This window comes from Acidimicrobiia bacterium, assembly GCA_041676705.1.
GTDB lineage: Bacteria > Actinomycetota > Acidimicrobiia > Acidimicrobiales > SKKL01 > Actinomarinicola.
This window is the reverse complement of record JBAYRL010000002.1, coordinates 165,491-179,657: the sequence shown is the minus strand read 5'-3', so window position 1 is coordinate 179,657 and position 14,167 is coordinate 165,491. Positions and strand designations below refer to the sequence as shown.

14 protein-coding genes are annotated in these 14,167 nt (G+C 54.7%); 6 read left to right on the top strand and 8 right to left on the bottom strand.

Annotated features, from left to right (window positions below):
- The first annotated feature begins 90 nt into the window (after positions 1–90).
- Positions 91–663: a hypothetical protein gene (locus WC184_04320; protein MFA7477103.1), complete on the top strand. Its 573-nt coding sequence runs from the start codon at positions 91–93 to the stop codon at positions 661–663.
- Positions 664–725: 62 nt separating this feature from the next.
- Here the strand turns inward: WC184_04320 and WC184_04315 are convergent, their stop codons facing one another.
- From WC184_04315 to WC184_04305, 3 genes are all read right to left on the bottom strand, one after another.
- Entirely contained in the window at positions 726–1,703 is a 978-nt protein-coding gene (locus tag WC184_04315; protein ID MFA7477102.1) for a nitronate monooxygenase, read from the bottom strand.
- Between the two features lie 68 nt (positions 1,704–1,771).
- Positions 1,772–3,499, bottom strand: a complete 1,728-nt coding sequence (locus tag WC184_04310; protein MFA7477101.1) for an ABC transporter substrate-binding protein — start codon at positions 3,497–3,499, stop codon at positions 1,772–1,774.
- Between the two features lie 207 nt (positions 3,500–3,706).
- Complete coding sequence (locus WC184_04305; GenBank protein MFA7477100.1) at positions 3,707–4,480, bottom strand: enoyl-CoA hydratase-related protein; 774 nt, start codon at positions 4,478–4,480, stop codon at positions 3,707–3,709.
- Between the two features lie 170 nt (positions 4,481–4,650).
- Between WC184_04305 and WC184_04300 the strand changes: the two genes are divergently transcribed.
- Positions 4,651–5,880, top strand: coding sequence for an acetyl-CoA C-acetyltransferase (locus tag WC184_04300; protein MFA7477099.1), 1,230 nt, complete (start codon positions 4,651–4,653; stop codon positions 5,878–5,880).
- Between the two features lie 299 nt (positions 5,881–6,179).
- Complete coding sequence (locus WC184_04295; GenBank protein ID MFA7477098.1) at positions 6,180–7,004, top strand: hypothetical protein; 825 nt, start codon at positions 6,180–6,182, stop codon at positions 7,002–7,004.
- A 22-nt stretch (positions 7,005–7,026) separates the two neighbouring features.
- On the opposite strand, the gene WC184_04290 is transcribed toward WC184_04295, so the two are convergent.
- Together WC184_04290 and WC184_04285 are read right to left on the bottom strand one after the other, a co-directional pair.
- Positions 7,027–7,764, bottom strand: coding sequence for a YoaK family protein (locus WC184_04290; GenBank protein ID MFA7477097.1), 738 nt, complete (start codon positions 7,762–7,764; stop codon positions 7,027–7,029).
- 145 nt (positions 7,765–7,909) lie between these two features.
- Entirely contained in the window at positions 7,910–8,467 is a 558-nt protein-coding gene (locus tag WC184_04285) for a YbhB/YbcL family Raf kinase inhibitor-like protein (protein MFA7477096.1), read from the bottom strand.
- A gap of 83 nt (positions 8,468–8,550) precedes the next feature.
- Here WC184_04285 and WC184_04280 point away from each other — a divergent pair, with 83 nt between their 5' ends.
- Positions 8,551–9,249, top strand: coding sequence for a DsbA family protein (locus WC184_04280; GenBank protein MFA7477095.1), 699 nt, complete (start codon positions 8,551–8,553; stop codon positions 9,247–9,249).
- 97 nt (positions 9,250–9,346) lie between these two features.
- Here WC184_04280 and WC184_04275 read toward each other — a convergent pair whose 3' ends face one another.
- Positions 9,347–10,102, bottom strand: coding sequence for an NUDIX hydrolase (locus tag WC184_04275; GenBank protein MFA7477094.1), 756 nt, complete (start codon positions 10,100–10,102; stop codon positions 9,347–9,349).
- A gap of 250 nt (positions 10,103–10,352) precedes the next feature.
- Between WC184_04275 and WC184_04270 the strand changes: the two genes are divergently transcribed.
- Entirely contained in the window at positions 10,353–11,144 is a 792-nt protein-coding gene (locus WC184_04270; GenBank protein ID MFA7477093.1) for a sigma 54 modulation/S30EA ribosomal C-terminal domain-containing protein, read from the top strand.
- A gap of 121 nt (positions 11,145–11,265) precedes the next feature.
- Here WC184_04270 and WC184_04265 read toward each other — a convergent pair whose 3' ends face one another.
- Together WC184_04265 and WC184_04260 are read right to left on the bottom strand one after the other, a co-directional pair.
- A complete protein-coding gene (locus WC184_04265; protein ID MFA7477092.1) occupies positions 11,266–12,801 on the bottom strand; it encodes a sulfatase-like hydrolase/transferase in 1,536 nt (511 codons plus the stop codon).
- An 18-nt stretch (positions 12,802–12,819) separates the two neighbouring features.
- The gene (locus WC184_04260) at positions 12,820–13,209 is read right to left on the bottom strand and encodes an SRPBCC family protein (protein MFA7477091.1); all 390 of its coding nucleotides are present in this window, start codon (positions 13,207–13,209) and stop codon (positions 12,820–12,822) included.
- A gap of 120 nt (positions 13,210–13,329) precedes the next feature.
- On the opposite strand from WC184_04260, the gene WC184_04255 reads away from it, so the two are divergent.
- A complete protein-coding gene (locus WC184_04255) occupies positions 13,330–13,935 on the top strand; it encodes a hypothetical protein (protein ID MFA7477090.1) in 606 nt (201 codons plus the stop codon).
- Positions 13,936–14,167: the final 232 nt, after the last annotated feature.

Here is a 14,167-nt window from a genome sequence, read left to right as displayed (position 1 = left end):
TGAGCGCCTCGCCGGATTGAGGCGGTCGCAAGCCGTGTCACCATAGTGCCAAAGGCGACTGCCTGCGGAAGCGCGCTATAAAGGTGATCGATGATTGAATTTGATGTAGCGGAACCCGTTGATGCTCAAGACGCACCTCTTGCCCTGGTTCTTTTGCACCCACACCCCGACATGGGCGGAGACCGGTTTCATCCTCTGATCAGCGAGCTGCATCGACGCCTCTCACAAGCAGGTTACGGCAGCATCCGTTTCGATTTTTCGTCGTCTACACCCGATGTGGCCCAAGCTGAAGTTCAAGCTGCTCTTGAATTTGCACGACTGAAGTGGCCCCACGCACGCCAAGTTCTGGTGGGCTATTCCTTTGGCTCCGCCATAGCGTGCAACATGGACGATCCGTCGATCGGCGCATGGGGCCTGGTAGCCCCAGTGGCAACGGCCCTAGTTACCTCGAACTTGGGACAAGACCAGCGGCCAAAACTGTTGATAGTGCCCGAAGATGACCAGTTCTCATCGCCAGACGCAGTGGAAACGGCGATCCACTCTTGGCACTCGACCGAGACGGTAATAGTTCCCGGAGACCATTTCTTGGGTGCCTCGCTCGACCGCATTGTTGAACTGATCTTGGCTTGGGTCAGCTCTGAAGAGGTTTCCGTGAACTTGTAGTGAGTTTTAAGCGCTATCCGCAGAAAACTCACTACAAGTTCGTGCAACCCAAAAGCAGTGGTTTATAGGAGGATGCGTCCGAGTTTGTGGCGCAGAATTTCTTCGGCGTCTTCGCAGATTCCTGACATGAGCTCATGGGCCGACTGAACCGAGCTAACTAGCCCTGCGGCAGGCCCCATGGGTATGTGGTCGGTTCTAGGGTCGGGATCATCGCTGGAGTAGGCGAAGGTCTCTTGAAGCTCACGCCTTTTGCCTGCGACCTCGTCCTCGTAGCCATGCCAAGCTTGAGTGAACTTATTGTGGTAAACCCGCTCACCAATTGTTTCGGGCCAGGGCAACCCGCCAAGCTCATCCCACGCCCGAGTAAAAATGGTGTCGGAACCATCGGAGGCCACAATAAGGTCTTTCACCTTGGCGTGTACTTCCACGGCTTCTTTCGTGGCCATAAAGGCGGTGCCTAACAACGCCCCGTCAGCCCCACAGGCTAATACTGCCGCCAAAGTAGGCCCGTCGGCAATGCCACCCGCCGCCAATGTCACCACATCGGGGTGACGTTTTAGCACTGCCGACAAGAACGGCAATAGCGCCATATGGCCGGTGTGTCCGCCAGCTTCGTTGCCTTGAACCACCAATACATCGGTACCGGCCTCAACTGCAACATCCACGTCTTGCATGGTTTGTGCTTGGCAAATCACACGCGCTCCCCGGGCCTTAACTTGTTCTATCCACATGGTCGGATCGCTAAATGAGAGCATTACCACTGGGGTTTCAGCTTCGACGGTGGCGTTAAAGTTCACCGGTGATAATGCGAGAAATGGGGTAATAAAGCCTATTCCAAAGGGCTTAGAGGTTTGCGAGCGCACCTTTGTGATCTCAGCGTGAATCCACTCGGCACCTCCTGGATGCGCACCTCCAAAGGTACCTAAACCTCCGGCAGCGGACACGGCAGCGGCGAGAGCACCCCCACTGTGCAGTGCCATAGGGGCCGACATTATTGGATATTGAAGATCGAAAAGTTCACTGAAACGGGTGTGCAGCATATGCGAATCGTAGACCAACGATTGGCCCATACGTCACAGGAGCAACCATCAACTCAATAGGTTGCTGATTATTTATCCATCCAGATTTGACTGACGAACGTCACGGCTCCGGCGGCGCCGCGGCCTTCGATACCTCCCGGCAGCGTCCATCCGGCCACGTTATGAACCTTGTTAGTGCTGTATAGAGCGTTGGCGGTGGCACCGGTCCAGGTGTTGGGCACGTTTTCCGCAAAGTCCATCATGATGTTCTCGACTGCTTCATAACGCACGTTGAAATCGGCATTCGAACGAAGAATTTCCAGCTGTTCATCTACATAGTCGCTGTGATAGTTCGTTACATTGCCGGGCGTTATAGCCGGGTCAGAAAATTGAGTGTAGAGGGTGGTGTAAGGGTCCGATTCTCCACCATTTCGCCAACAGGTGATCATATAGTTACCTACGTATGGTGGGTCGGTGTCGGCACTGCCTACAGCACGTGAAATTTGGGTTGGATTGTCAACCTGCTCCAATGTCACTTCAAATCCCACGTCGGTCCACAGTTGCTGGTAACCCTGAGCCACCTGAATCAGCGTTGGGTCGGGAGGGCACATGAAGTCGATTTCCACGGGCGCTCCGCTTGCTTTGCCATCGGACCGCTCCGGGTCATTCACGTATTCGTCCAACAGCTCACGAGCTTTGTCGGGCTGATTGGTGGGCCATGCGGCAGCAACTTTTTCGGAATACCACGGTGATTCTGAGCTGAAATATTGGGTTTGGGGTGGTGAAATGCCAGTGCCATCGAGAATGGCAACGAGGGCGTCTTGGTCCAAAGCAAAGGCCAAAGCGCGTCGAATTCTGACGTCGTTGGTTGGTGGTACGGCGGTATTAATGATCGAGCTGCCTGAGGAGTTCCCTACGGTGAAGTAAACCTTAAGCTCGCCGGCTTCTTCGGCTGCTAGGGCTTGACGAATTGGGCCTTGTCGTAGACTCTGGCCCAATTGCACGTCGCCAGCGCGTACTGACTGTAAGCGAGAATCCTCGTCAGGTAGTGCCCTAAAGACAACTTTATCCAGATAGGGGAGCTGAACACCGTTCTCATCGGTGCGCCAATAGTCATCATTCTTTACCACCACCAAGTCGGCATCTCGCGCCCAACTCTGCAATTTGAATGGACCTGTACCGACGGGTTGGCTGCCGCAGTTGTCGCCTGCGGCCCGGCAAGCTTCAGGTGAAAAAGGCCATCCCATGGCTCCAGCGAGAAGGTCAGGGAAAGCAGCGCTGCCTTGGTGAAGTACGTAGGTGTAGGTAAGTGTGTCGTCGACTCGTACCTCATCAACTTGTGCCGCATTTGAGAGGTTGGAGCCCGGTGCCGACAAGAATTCGTCGAAAATGGTTTTCATTACTTCAGCCGTGAGCGCGGTGCCATCGTGAAATTTGACGTTTTCGCGTAAGTTAATGGTCCACTCGGTGAGGTCATCGTTGGGCTCGATCGACTCGGCCAGATAAGGGTGGATGTCGCCGTCTGCTCCTCGATATGCAATCGGGTCATAAATTGCTAGGGCGACCATGACACCGGGGTTAGAGAACGAGCCTTCGCCTGGTTTCCACGAGTTCGTTTCGGCTTCCAACCCTACATAAAGTGTGCCGCCGAGAGTGACTTCAGCATTATCGGTGGTGGGAACGGTGGACTCGTCACCATTGCGTGTAGTGCTGGTATTCGATGAGCCACCCGATTCATCGTTGTCACTACACGCTGCGCCTACGAGCGTGAGCGCTAGAACCACCGCCAAAAAGCGACTAATTGAAGCCTTTGACATACCTTCCCCCCGGAAGTCATTGAATTGTTGGAGGAAGGCTAGCCGAACTTAAAAACCGCGGTATCGAATTTCTGCAATTAAAGACCGCTGTGTCAACGTTCGGCTCGGCGTTAGGTCTGATCTCGAAGACAAAATAGCTCACCGTGCCACAAGGCCAAAGGCGTATGTGCGCTGCTAGGGTCCCTCAAAGCTGATGGATGTGGGGTTTTAGCGGCCCTTGAAGGTCGGGTCACGCTTGTCGCGGAAAGCTTTCAAGGCTTCGATGGCGTCTTCGCTAGTCAGGTTCACTGCTTGAGCTCGGGCTTCATCTTCTAGGGCTTGTTCCATAGAAACCATGTGAGCATTATTCAACATGGTTTTGGTCATCGACAGCGCTAGTGGTGGTCCGGCAGCTAAACGAGTGGCCCACTCGTTCACGACGGCATCAAGTTCGGAGGCAGGTACCACCCGATTGACAATTCCGAAATCGGCCGCTTCTTCGGCCGAAAGAATGTCGGCGAACAACGCAATTTCTTTCGCTTTATGCAGCCCGATGAGACGGGGCAACAGCCACGATCCGCCAAAATCGAGCGAAAGACCACGCCGGGCGAAAATGGCCGAAAAACGTGCCTGGTCAGAACTAACAATCAAATCACAACCAAGTGCCAAGTTGAGCCCCGCCCCGGCGGCCACTCCATTCACCTTAGCGATGGTCGGTTTAGCCAAACGGTGTAGTCGCAACGCCACATCACCAATGGTGCGCAACCGCTCGAGATGGTGGCGCTCTCGCCCAGAGCGATCACCCGAAAGGTCGGCACCCGAACAAAATGCGTCACCGGCTCCGGTGATGATCAATACCCGGTCGTCATCGTTCTTCGAGACCTCGCTTAACGTTGAGTGAAGCTCGTCAAACATGGTCGGGTTAATGGCGTTCTTGATTTCAGGCCGATTCAGCACGACCGTAACAATGCCGTCCTGCCTACTTACCACCAGTGTGTCCACCTTGTGGCTCCTTCTTCTGAGCAATCCTTGTTCTTCTGAGCAATGCTTGGTCGATTCCATACCTCGCCAATTCGAGGTGGCATCGAGTAAACGACTTTCGGTGAGGTCCCTGATCACCGTCGACTATTCTCAACACTACATATTCGAGACAGCATCACGAGGGGAAAGTAATGGATAACGAGGCCTACATCATTGATGCCCTGCGTTCGCCACGAGGAAAAGGTAAAGAGTCTGGGGCCCTGCATCTGGTTCACCCTCAACGAATCTTGGCTCAAGTCCTAAACGCCTTGGCCGAACGTAACAACCTAGACACAGCGCAAGTTGACGATGTTGTAATGGGCAACAACTCGGGGGTTGGTGATCACGCAATGGACATCGCCCGCAACGCTGCCCTCGATGCTGGTTGGTCACTTGATGCGCCTGGCGTGACTGTGAACCGATTCTGTGGTTCAGGCCAGCAAGCGGTCAATTTTGCGGCTATGGGTTTGCGGTCCGGATTTCAAGACGTTGTAGTGGCCGGCGGCGTAGAGTCGATGTCGCGAGCTGCACCTTTGCATGTCGATGGGTTTACTGCCAACAACGCCCATCTTCGTGCTCAATACGACATGGTGCCCCAAGGCATCTCAGCTGACCTTATTGCCACGATTGAAGGGTTCAGCCGTGAGGAATGTGATGCTTTGGCGGTTGAAAGTCAAAGACGGTGCGAAACTGCGGTGAACGAAGGCCGTTTCGACAATGCCTTAGTGCCCATATATACCGATGAGGGCACGCTGGCGCTAGATAAAGACGAACATCCGCGGCCCGGTACCACGGCCGAAATGTTGGCTGGCCTTAAGCCAAGTTTCGCTGGCATGGGCGGTTATAAGGCCGAGGGTGAAGAGAAATCTATCGACGAGCGGGCCATGGTTGCGTACCCACAGGTCAAATCAATCAACCACGTGCATCATGGTGGAAACTCATCCGGCGTGGTGGACGGTGCGGCAGCTTTGTTGCTGGCTTCTCGAGAAGGAATTGACCGCTTTGGGTGGAAGCCCCGAGCCAAGGTCGTCATGACTGCGGTTTCTGGAGTTGATCCCGTGATAATGCTCACCGGCCCTGGTCCAGCCGCACTGCGTTGCGTGCAAAAAGCTGGTATGACGCTTGATGACATCGACCTTTTCGAGGTGAACGAGGCCTTTGCATCGGTGGTGTTGAAATTCTTTAAAGATACTGGCGTTGATCCGGCTAAGACGAATGTGAATGGCGGTGCCATGGCGCTAGGTCATCCCATTGGAGCAACCGGTGGAATGCTAATTGGCACGTTGCTAGACGAAATGGAACGCCAAGACTTGCAAACCGGTTTGGTTACCATGTGTACCGGTGGCGGAATGGCAACAGCCACCATAATCGAACGGGTTTAGTCCCTGAAAACGCTCTCCTCACCCACTCTGGCCTGCCTAGACCCGGTGAGGTGAGCGCCGTCGGATTGAGAGCCGCGGTTAGGTAAATCGGTCGTTTGCGAACGGCTACGGTTGCCCGAAGCCAAGATGACCTCCGGCCGGCTTGAAAAGCTCAACCAGGTTACTATCACTAGTGCTATTTCGATGCTTTCGAGACACACCTCGGTTAGGCACTACCCAGTATTAGCTACGCTAATAAATGCAATAAAAACTTATGACCACGCGCTTGTGAGGTTGTGAATAGCCCATACGATTGAAATATGGCTATGACAACTTTAGAAGAAGTGCAGGCCGCTTTGTCGGACGACGGATACACCGAAGAGCTGGTTAGTGAAGGCGCGAAGCTTCAGGTTGTGTCTTCGGGTGCGCAGTATGATCCCCATGATCTAACGGTTTCGCGTGTGGTTCGTTTCGGCCGTATCTCCACCGATGAAGAAGAGGCCCTGTTGTTTGCGCTGTCGACCTCTGATGGTCTTGCTCTTGGTACCTATGCCCCGGTAGCGCGCCCGACCCTAGAGAAAAACGACGCTGACATTGTAACGATTCTCGATGACCAAACATTGCCCAGCGTTGAACACGCTGACCATGGGGGACACGACCATGTGGCAGCGGTGTTTGACGATCGTAACGATGCCCATGCCGCCACGGTTGAGCTAACGACAATGGGAATCAGCGACGAGCTATTGGGCCTAGCCCTCCGAGAGGGTGATCCGAAACCTTCGGAAACCGATGCCGAAGCCGAGATGATCCAAGGTGTAGGTGTGGGCGCTGCCGTCGGTGCTTCCGTCGGATTTCTAAGTGGTCTACCTTTCGCGGCGCTGGCGCTGGTGCCGGGAGGAGTAATCGGCCTTGGCGGCATGTTGGCTATAGGCGGCGGTGCTTCAGTGGTTGGTGCCATGCTCGGCGGCTACATGGGCATTGGGGCCAACGCCCAGGCTTATGACGAAAGTGTCGAGATCGACCAGATTCAACTGGAACCCGGTCAAACACTCATTGCGGTATGCAGTCACGGCGATCCGGTTGGCGTTTCTGAAGCGATGGAGCGCCATGGTGGCAAGCTTGTTCGTCGTGCCGAGGAAGGTTAGCCAGCCGAGAATCGGTTGAGGTCTAGGAACCAGGGCGGCTGGCGTGGCTTTGTCGCCGCAGTGGTCTCAGTGACACCCCGGCCCAAACCAACGCTGCCACCGGCCCCAACAATAGCCAGTGCTCGGCCCCTAAAAAAGATGCCAAACCTGCACCGCCAATGTAACTGAGCAAGACCGTCACCAGGATGATGACCGGTACGTTGTGAAGACCGCCGTTGTTTTCAAACCAGTTGCCACGTGCGGCCATATGAGACACGGCCTTCTCACCAATTCGAACTATGGTGCCAGTGCCGTATGTGGTGGCAATTTGCACTGAGCGGACACGACGAAGCGCGGCGGTTTGGATACCCATTGCGGCGGCGCCCAAGGCCACAAAGGCCAAGTCTCCAGCGCTGACCTTAGTTGAGAAGCCCGGGTGCCACAGGCAGAGGCCGGCGGTCATCAGCGCAATCAAGATCGCCTCGGCCCACACAAGTACATGGGGTTGCACGGCCAAGCCAGCTCTGCGACGGCGGGTGTGGTAGGCGGTTGCCACAATAACTCCGCTGACGAAACCAAGAATTGCCACCACCGGAGCTTCGGCGTTTCGCCACGCAAACTCGCCAGTGAAGATTCCGAGATGAATCATGTTGCCGCTCATATTCGCCACGAAAACGTTGACGACGTTTAGGTAGATATGGGCGTCAACAAAGCCAGCCACAGCGGCCAATAGTGCTGCTAAACGTAGAGGTCCGGTGGGGTGGTAAGCCTTAGTTGGCATAAATGCTATGGCGCAGGAACGCTACCGCAGGTGAGCGCAAGGTTGCGCTCGACCAAGCGTACGCTAGGCCCAACCAGCGAAACTCTAAACCCAACCGACAGTTTACCCCTCCACGCCAGTAGTTTCCCAGGTTGCTCCAATGGGATTAGACGGGAACTTCATAGGTGGCGCTAAGCACCCCGCGGGCCAAAATATTGCTGGCAATGGTGAAACCAACTACCGCTGGCGATGCCGATTCGTCCAGTCCGAGTGATGGTACCGACAGGGCGTGAACAGCAAAAATGTAACGATGCGGACCGTGACCAGCGGGCGGGAACGGCCCCGTATATAGAGTGTGTCCGGTATCATTACGGGCATGTGTGGCCCCATCGGGTAGACCAGGCAACACGCCCGAGGCGGCTCCAGTGTCTAACGACGTGACCGATGCTGGCAGATCGAACAACACCCAATGCCAAAAACCACTGCCAGTAGGCGCATCGGGATCGAAACAGGTGATAGCAAAGCTTTGGGTCTCGGGCGGGAACCCTTCCCACGACAACTGGGGCGAAACATTATCGCCATCCGATCCGAAGTTGGCGTCGGCCACGAAGCGTTTGTCGATGGGGCTTCCCGGAGCGATATCGGTGCTGGTTACGGTGAAGCTAGGAACCTCGGCCAAATAATCATAGGGGCTTGGTGGTTGAAAGCGATTAGGTGCAGGCATGTAACCCTCCGAGTGGGCGCGTGTTCAAAATATGGCAAGAGCAGTAGCGTAGGTCTTTGTAGATATCAATCATAGGGGGCCGCATGACTGAGATTGTGGGAAGTACGAATTCCACCGAAACCATCGAATTTTTCTTTGACCCTATGTGCCCGTGGGCTTTTCAAACGTCATTGTGGATTCGTGAAGTACGAAAACAGGTCCCCCTTGATATTAAGTGGAGCTTCTTTTCTTTAGAGGAAATTAACCGCGAAGAAGGTAAAAAGCACCCGTGGGAGCGCCAATGGTCTTACGGTTGGTCACAAATGAGGGTTGGTGCGCTACTTCGTCGAGAGAGCATGGCAGCTCTCGACCGGTGGTATGAGGCTGTCGGCACCGCGTTTCACCTGAACGGCCGACGAACTCATGAACCTGACACCCACCGCAAGTTATTAGGTGAGCTGGGTTACAGCCCCGAGCTGTTGGATGAAGCCTTGGATGATTCCACCACCACCGAAGAGGTACATGCTGACCACAATCGGGCCGTTGTCACCTACGGCGGATACGGGGTGCCAATCATTGTATTGCCGGGCGACCACGCCTTATTCGGACCGGTCATCACGCCTGCACCCACTGGTGCCGAAGCGTTACGCCTTTGGGACCTGGTTAGGGGTTGGAGCGAATTCCCCCATCTCTACGAGCTCACTCATCCAAAAACGGAAGAAGACCACCGCCATATCGGACAAAGCTTCGACACCTACCTGCGTTCTAGAGCCTGGCGTACCATCCAAAATCCGGCACCTTAGCTGATCTTGTTGATGAACCTTAACAGCAGCGGATCCATGTCGCCCACTGGCTTTCCAGCGTCCATTTGACGGTCTTGGCGTAACAAGGTTTGCCGGGTCAGCTTTCCAATTCCCGGATGTATTGCCAGGGGCCTGAACCCATTAGTAAACGATGTTGAGCACCACTAAGGCTGGCGTCAGAGGTTTCATAGCCAGCATCTTCTGACCACATCAAGACCGGTTCGCCACTGGCCGAGAAACGCGATTCGTAGAATGGAAGCGGCTGGCGCAAACTAGCCAGTTGAATGGCCTCGGCAACGCTCGAAGCGTGAGCTAGTTCGGAAAGCGTGACAAAAGTGGGTGGTGCTAAATCCAGCTCGCCAGCGTTTCGACGTTCGATCACCTGCTTTGGCGGCAGCCAGATGTGATCGTGGATTTCTTGTCCGTCGATAGCAACATCTCCCGCCGCCGCAGGTGCTACGAAAAACCAAGTATCAAAACGCTTGGGGGTTTGCGGTGGTGGCAACCAGCGTGAAAACGGAACCATCTGACCTGGCTCCAGCAACAGACTGCACTCTTCGATCGTTTCACGAGCAGCCGCGATCCGCATCGTTGCTTCCAGCGGATCGAGTGGCTCACCATCAGAACCAAGCAGAGTCTTGGCCAACTGGTGATCGCTATCTTCCACCCGCCCACCGGGAAACACCCACAAACCACCAAATATGCCCGATGGGTTGCGGCGCAGCATCAGGGTGGAAAGACCATCAGGGCCATCTCGCAGTAAAATTACGGTGGCGGCTGGAATGGCTGGCATGGGACTGCCCTTATTGGACATCAGTCTCTCAGGGTCGAAACCCGATTTCGATGGTGCCACAGTGATGCACTCCTTCAACCTGTGATTCATCCAAGCATGGCGGTTAAATGATTCTTGGTCCACCACAATTGTGAATCGACACCGAGATATTCAGGCGATTGAAATTTGGGCTGCCTAGAGACCCCACGCGGAACCGTCTAGATTAAAGACCTACTAAATCGTGACCATGGTCCACCTAGGACAGGTCTACCGCACGAGTAGAATAGCTTGTGCAACACTCTTTTACCCCCGACCATGGCAAGGGAGCCTCATGGCTGTCGAAAATAGTTTTGCAATCAACGTATCCACCGAAGGAGAGGTGGAGGAACGTGATGTCGAGAGGGCACTAGACAAACTGAACACTGTGGTGCGTGTGTCATCGAGCCCTGCACTTCTAGGTCGTATCCGACTGATTATGGAAGCTGACCCAGCACGAGAACGGCCCGCCAAAGTTATTGGTTCGGTCGACCTCGACGGCCAGGTTGTGCGCGCCTATGTCGCCGCTGCCACCATGCCCGACGCCATCGACAAATTTGAAGAGCGAATTCAGCGCCAAATTAGCGACCACTCGTCACGTCGCCGGGCGTTGCAGCGTAAGAACCTAGAGGCTGGCGACGGTCACTGGCGTAAGGGCGACATCCCCCAAGACCGGCCTGTCTTTTTCGATCGTCCCCTTGAAGATCGTGAGATTGTTCGTCGTAAGAGCTTCACTCCCGGGCCCTCAACCCCCGACGAAGCAGTTTTCGATATGGAAACGATGGACCACGACTTCTTCTTGTTCAACAACGTCAACACCCAAGAAGACAACCTGGTTTACCGCGCCAGCGAGCAGGGCTACAAAATTATTCAACCAACGCCGAACGGCGACGCCTTGAATTCATGCAGCGAGCAAATTCAACTTTCGAGCGTGGCGCTACCTACTCAGAGCGTGGATGACGCTGTCGATGCGCTGAATGGTAGTGAACTCAAGTTTGTGTTCTTTATTGACGAGAGTACCGATCGAGGTGCCGTAATCTATCGCCGCTACGACGGACATTACGGCCTGATCACCATCGACGAATAAGTTTTGCTGCCGAGGATTCGTGCTATAGCAGAGCATGTTTTCTCAATAGAGCAATAGCCATTGCTAGCAGCGCTTACCGCTTTGGTAGTAACCGTTTGTATTTCGGTCCAGGCCTCGGTTTCTAAACCGGCGCTTGGACCGATTTTTTCGGTGCCGTTCGTGGCAGCAACGAATCTTCTAGGTCAATTACCAAGTCACGGCGCACGGCGGCCTTAGATTGGTCGTCCCAGAGATTCACCCGTTGGAGTGGGTCCTCATAGAGATTGTAAAGCTCACCTTCGGTCCCATCATGCACAGTGCCCGGGCGATAAATGGTCGCTACCCAGCCGTCTCTGGTGATGGTGCGTAAATACATAGAGACGCCGAATATCTCGCTGTCCCATTCTGTCAAAGACCGTTCGAAACCTCTTTGGTTGGCGTCAAAGTCGCTACTAGGTAGTGCTTGGCCCTCCATCCAAGCTGGTGCATCAAGGCCCGCGATTTCACAGAACGTGGGGGCCAAATCAACCAGGCTGACTGGTTTCGTAACAACCTGGGGTGCCACTTTGGCCGCTGGTGCTGGCCGCCAGATCAAAGGCAACCGCATTAGCCCATCGGTATGGTAGGGGCCTTTGAACAACAACCCGTAGTCACCTTGGAGTTCGCCGTGATCGGTAGTGAAGACCACGTCGACGTCTTCGCTCCAACCGCGTGCGGCAATGGCGGCTAAGACCCGACCAAGTGCCTCGTCAATCAACTCCACTTCAATGGCGTTTCTAGCGTTCACCTCTCGCACCTGGTCGGCGCTCAAGGTGGCTGGAACCCAACGACGAGGTGCTTCGTAGTTCGAAACCAGCTGGCCCTCGTACCACATCCGCCAATGACGTGGTTTGCTATCAAGCAGGGCCAGGCGTTCGGCCTCGTTTTCTGGGTAACCCGCCGGCAGTGGTACGTCGCGCCAGTTGATGCGGCCCAGTTCGGAGGAGGGTGGATCCCAAGGATGGTGCGGGTCGGGGAAGCTCATCCAACAGAACCAATCGTCACCTTCGTCTAGGGAATCCAACCAGCTAATCGTGCGGTCGGCTACCCAGTCGGTGTGGTACCACTCTTTCGGAATCTGGTTGTTGTGAACCTGTGGTGCACCGGTGTCGCCCCCACCGGCAGCATTCACCTCGAAGTCGCCATCTAGTACCGGGTAGTACCATGTGGCAGCTTCTGGGTGCTCGTTCGCGATCCAGCGCGCATAATGCAGCTGCCCAGCGGCACCATGTGTCGCCAATTCCATGTGTTCAAAACCTCGATGGGGGCCGAACGAGCCTTCTCGAGCTAGACGGTTTTCGGTGAATCGGCCAAAAGGATCCAAAAAAGGTTCGAAATGGGGCTTACCAACCAGCGCTGTTCGGTATCCGTTTTGGCTAAGCACGTTGGCAACCGAGGGGGCATCAGCTGGCAGTGGCACCCCATTCATCCAAACGCCGTGAGTGCGCGGATACTGCCCGGTCAACATGGTGGAGCGCGACGGCATGCACACTACGGTTTGAGGCACGGCGCGCTCATAGCGCAAGCCTGCTTTGGCCAACGCATCCACCACTGGGGTACGAGCGAGTTGGCCCCCGTTGCATCCAAGGGTGTCGTAGCGCTGCTGATCGGTGGTGACAAAAAGAATTTTACGGCCCATGAATTCCTCTTTCCCCAACTAGTTTTCTAGTTGTCGGCGCAACTCTTCGAGTGCTTCGGCGGTACCACCAGCAATGGTTAAAGCCATGGTGGCCGGATCGGCATCGGTGGAATACACCACTAAAGATGTGGAGTCTTCTAAGTCGATGACATCGATGGTGCCTAGGTGCTCTTTGAACAGCGGCGAAGTGATGCTGTATTGGAAGCGCCGCTGAACGGCGTCGTTGGTGATGATTCGCTCGGGTAATTCCTGGTTGGTGGCCGTAACAATGGTGCGAGTGTCACCTTCCACGCGAGCGGAAACGATGCCTGGAAACCAAGTGTGTATGAGCTCGGGGTCACCAACTAGCTTCCACACGTCATCGGCCGGTCGTTTTATCCGGAGCTGTCGTCGTTCGCTTGCACGCATAGAGCAACCCTACTCATTGACCGATGTCACGTCTATGAATAATGTTTACTAACTAGACAGAGTGTTAGCCCAGCTCCGCCCTGGTGTTGGTTCAAACTCAATTGAATCTTGGAGACCAACTTGACCGTCGAAAAAGAGACTGCCCCTAATCAACTTAGCGACGGTGAGTTGCTGGTCGACTCGCTGCGTCGACGCATGGCCGCCATGCATACCCTTTGGTACGACGCGGTGGCCACAATGGACTTGAGCCATGTCAACCATTTTGAACGTGAAGGCGTCTTGCCGATCGCGTTCTCTCTTTTCCATTACACCAACATGCAAGATGTCACCTTTGCCGTCTTGGCCGGTGTTTCGCCCGTGTGGAACGACGAGTGGCAGGCGCGGGTGAAAATGGCCATCAACGATCACGGTAAAGAACGTATGGTTGAGGAAATGATTCACCAGCGGGTTGGTGACTACGAGGCGTTCAAAGAATATCAACGAGCGGTTTTCGACCGCACTGAAGCCTGGCTAGAGGAACAAACTTTAGACGATTTGCGTAAGCTGATAGTTCCTCGGCCATTTGGCCCCATGGTTGAAAACACGTTTAGTGCTCGTGTGGCTGGCCCTGATGGTTTGACTGTTCTAGACGCCGTGGAATGTTGGCACTACCAACACGGCATGCGTCATATGGGTGAGGTCGAACTGGCACGAGGTTTAGTCGGCCTTGGCGGAATGACCAGCTAAAAGCCCTTCTAAATAGGCGTTTTCCACATATTTTCTAGCTCTGGATTATGTTTCAGCCAGCTTTCCTTGCGTTCTGTCTTAGCGAAAATTTGATTAAAGACCTAAACTAATTTTCGTGCCTAGCGTCACAGCTGGGTGCAGGGGGAATTGTGAAGCACTCAACAGCTCTGGGTGTGTCCAAGATTGGCCACAAGGGTTGATGGTGTCGAGGCACTTGCCCTACCGACGGTTT

Bases quoted from the DNA above. Each gene is read 5' to 3' on its own strand.
- WC184_04300 (MFA7477099.1), top strand. From the start codon at position 4,651: ATGGATAACGAGGCCTACATCATTGATGCCCTGCGTTCGCCACGAGGA.
- WC184_04270 (MFA7477093.1), top strand. From the start codon at position 10,353: ATGGCTGTCGAAAATAGTTTTGCAATCAACGTATCCACCGAAGGAGAG.
- WC184_04285 (MFA7477096.1), bottom strand. From the start codon at position 8,467: ATGCCTGCACCTAATCGCTTTCAACCACCAAGCCCCTATGATTATTTG.
- WC184_04310 (MFA7477101.1), bottom strand. From the start codon at position 3,499: ATGTCAAAGGCTTCAATTAGTCGCTTTTTGGCGGTGGTTCTAGCGCTC.
- WC184_04320 (MFA7477103.1), top strand. From the start codon at position 91: ATGATTGAATTTGATGTAGCGGAACCCGTTGATGCTCAAGACGCACCT.
- WC184_04260 (MFA7477091.1), bottom strand. From the start codon at position 13,209: ATGCGTGCAAGCGAACGACGACAGCTCCGGATAAAACGACCGGCCGAT.
- WC184_04315 (MFA7477102.1), bottom strand. From the start codon at position 1,703: ATGCTGCACACCCGTTTCAGTGAACTTTTCGATCTTCAATATCCAATA.
- WC184_04290 (MFA7477097.1), bottom strand. From the start codon at position 7,764: ATGCCAACTAAGGCTTACCACCCCACCGGACCTCTACGTTTAGCAGCA.
- WC184_04280 (MFA7477095.1), top strand. From the start codon at position 8,551: ATGACTGAGATTGTGGGAAGTACGAATTCCACCGAAACCATCGAATTT.
- WC184_04265 (MFA7477092.1), bottom strand. From the start codon at position 12,801: ATGGGCCGTAAAATTCTTTTTGTCACCACCGATCAGCAGCGCTACGAC.
- WC184_04295 (MFA7477098.1), top strand. From the start codon at position 6,180: ATGGCTATGACAACTTTAGAAGAAGTGCAGGCCGCTTTGTCGGACGAC.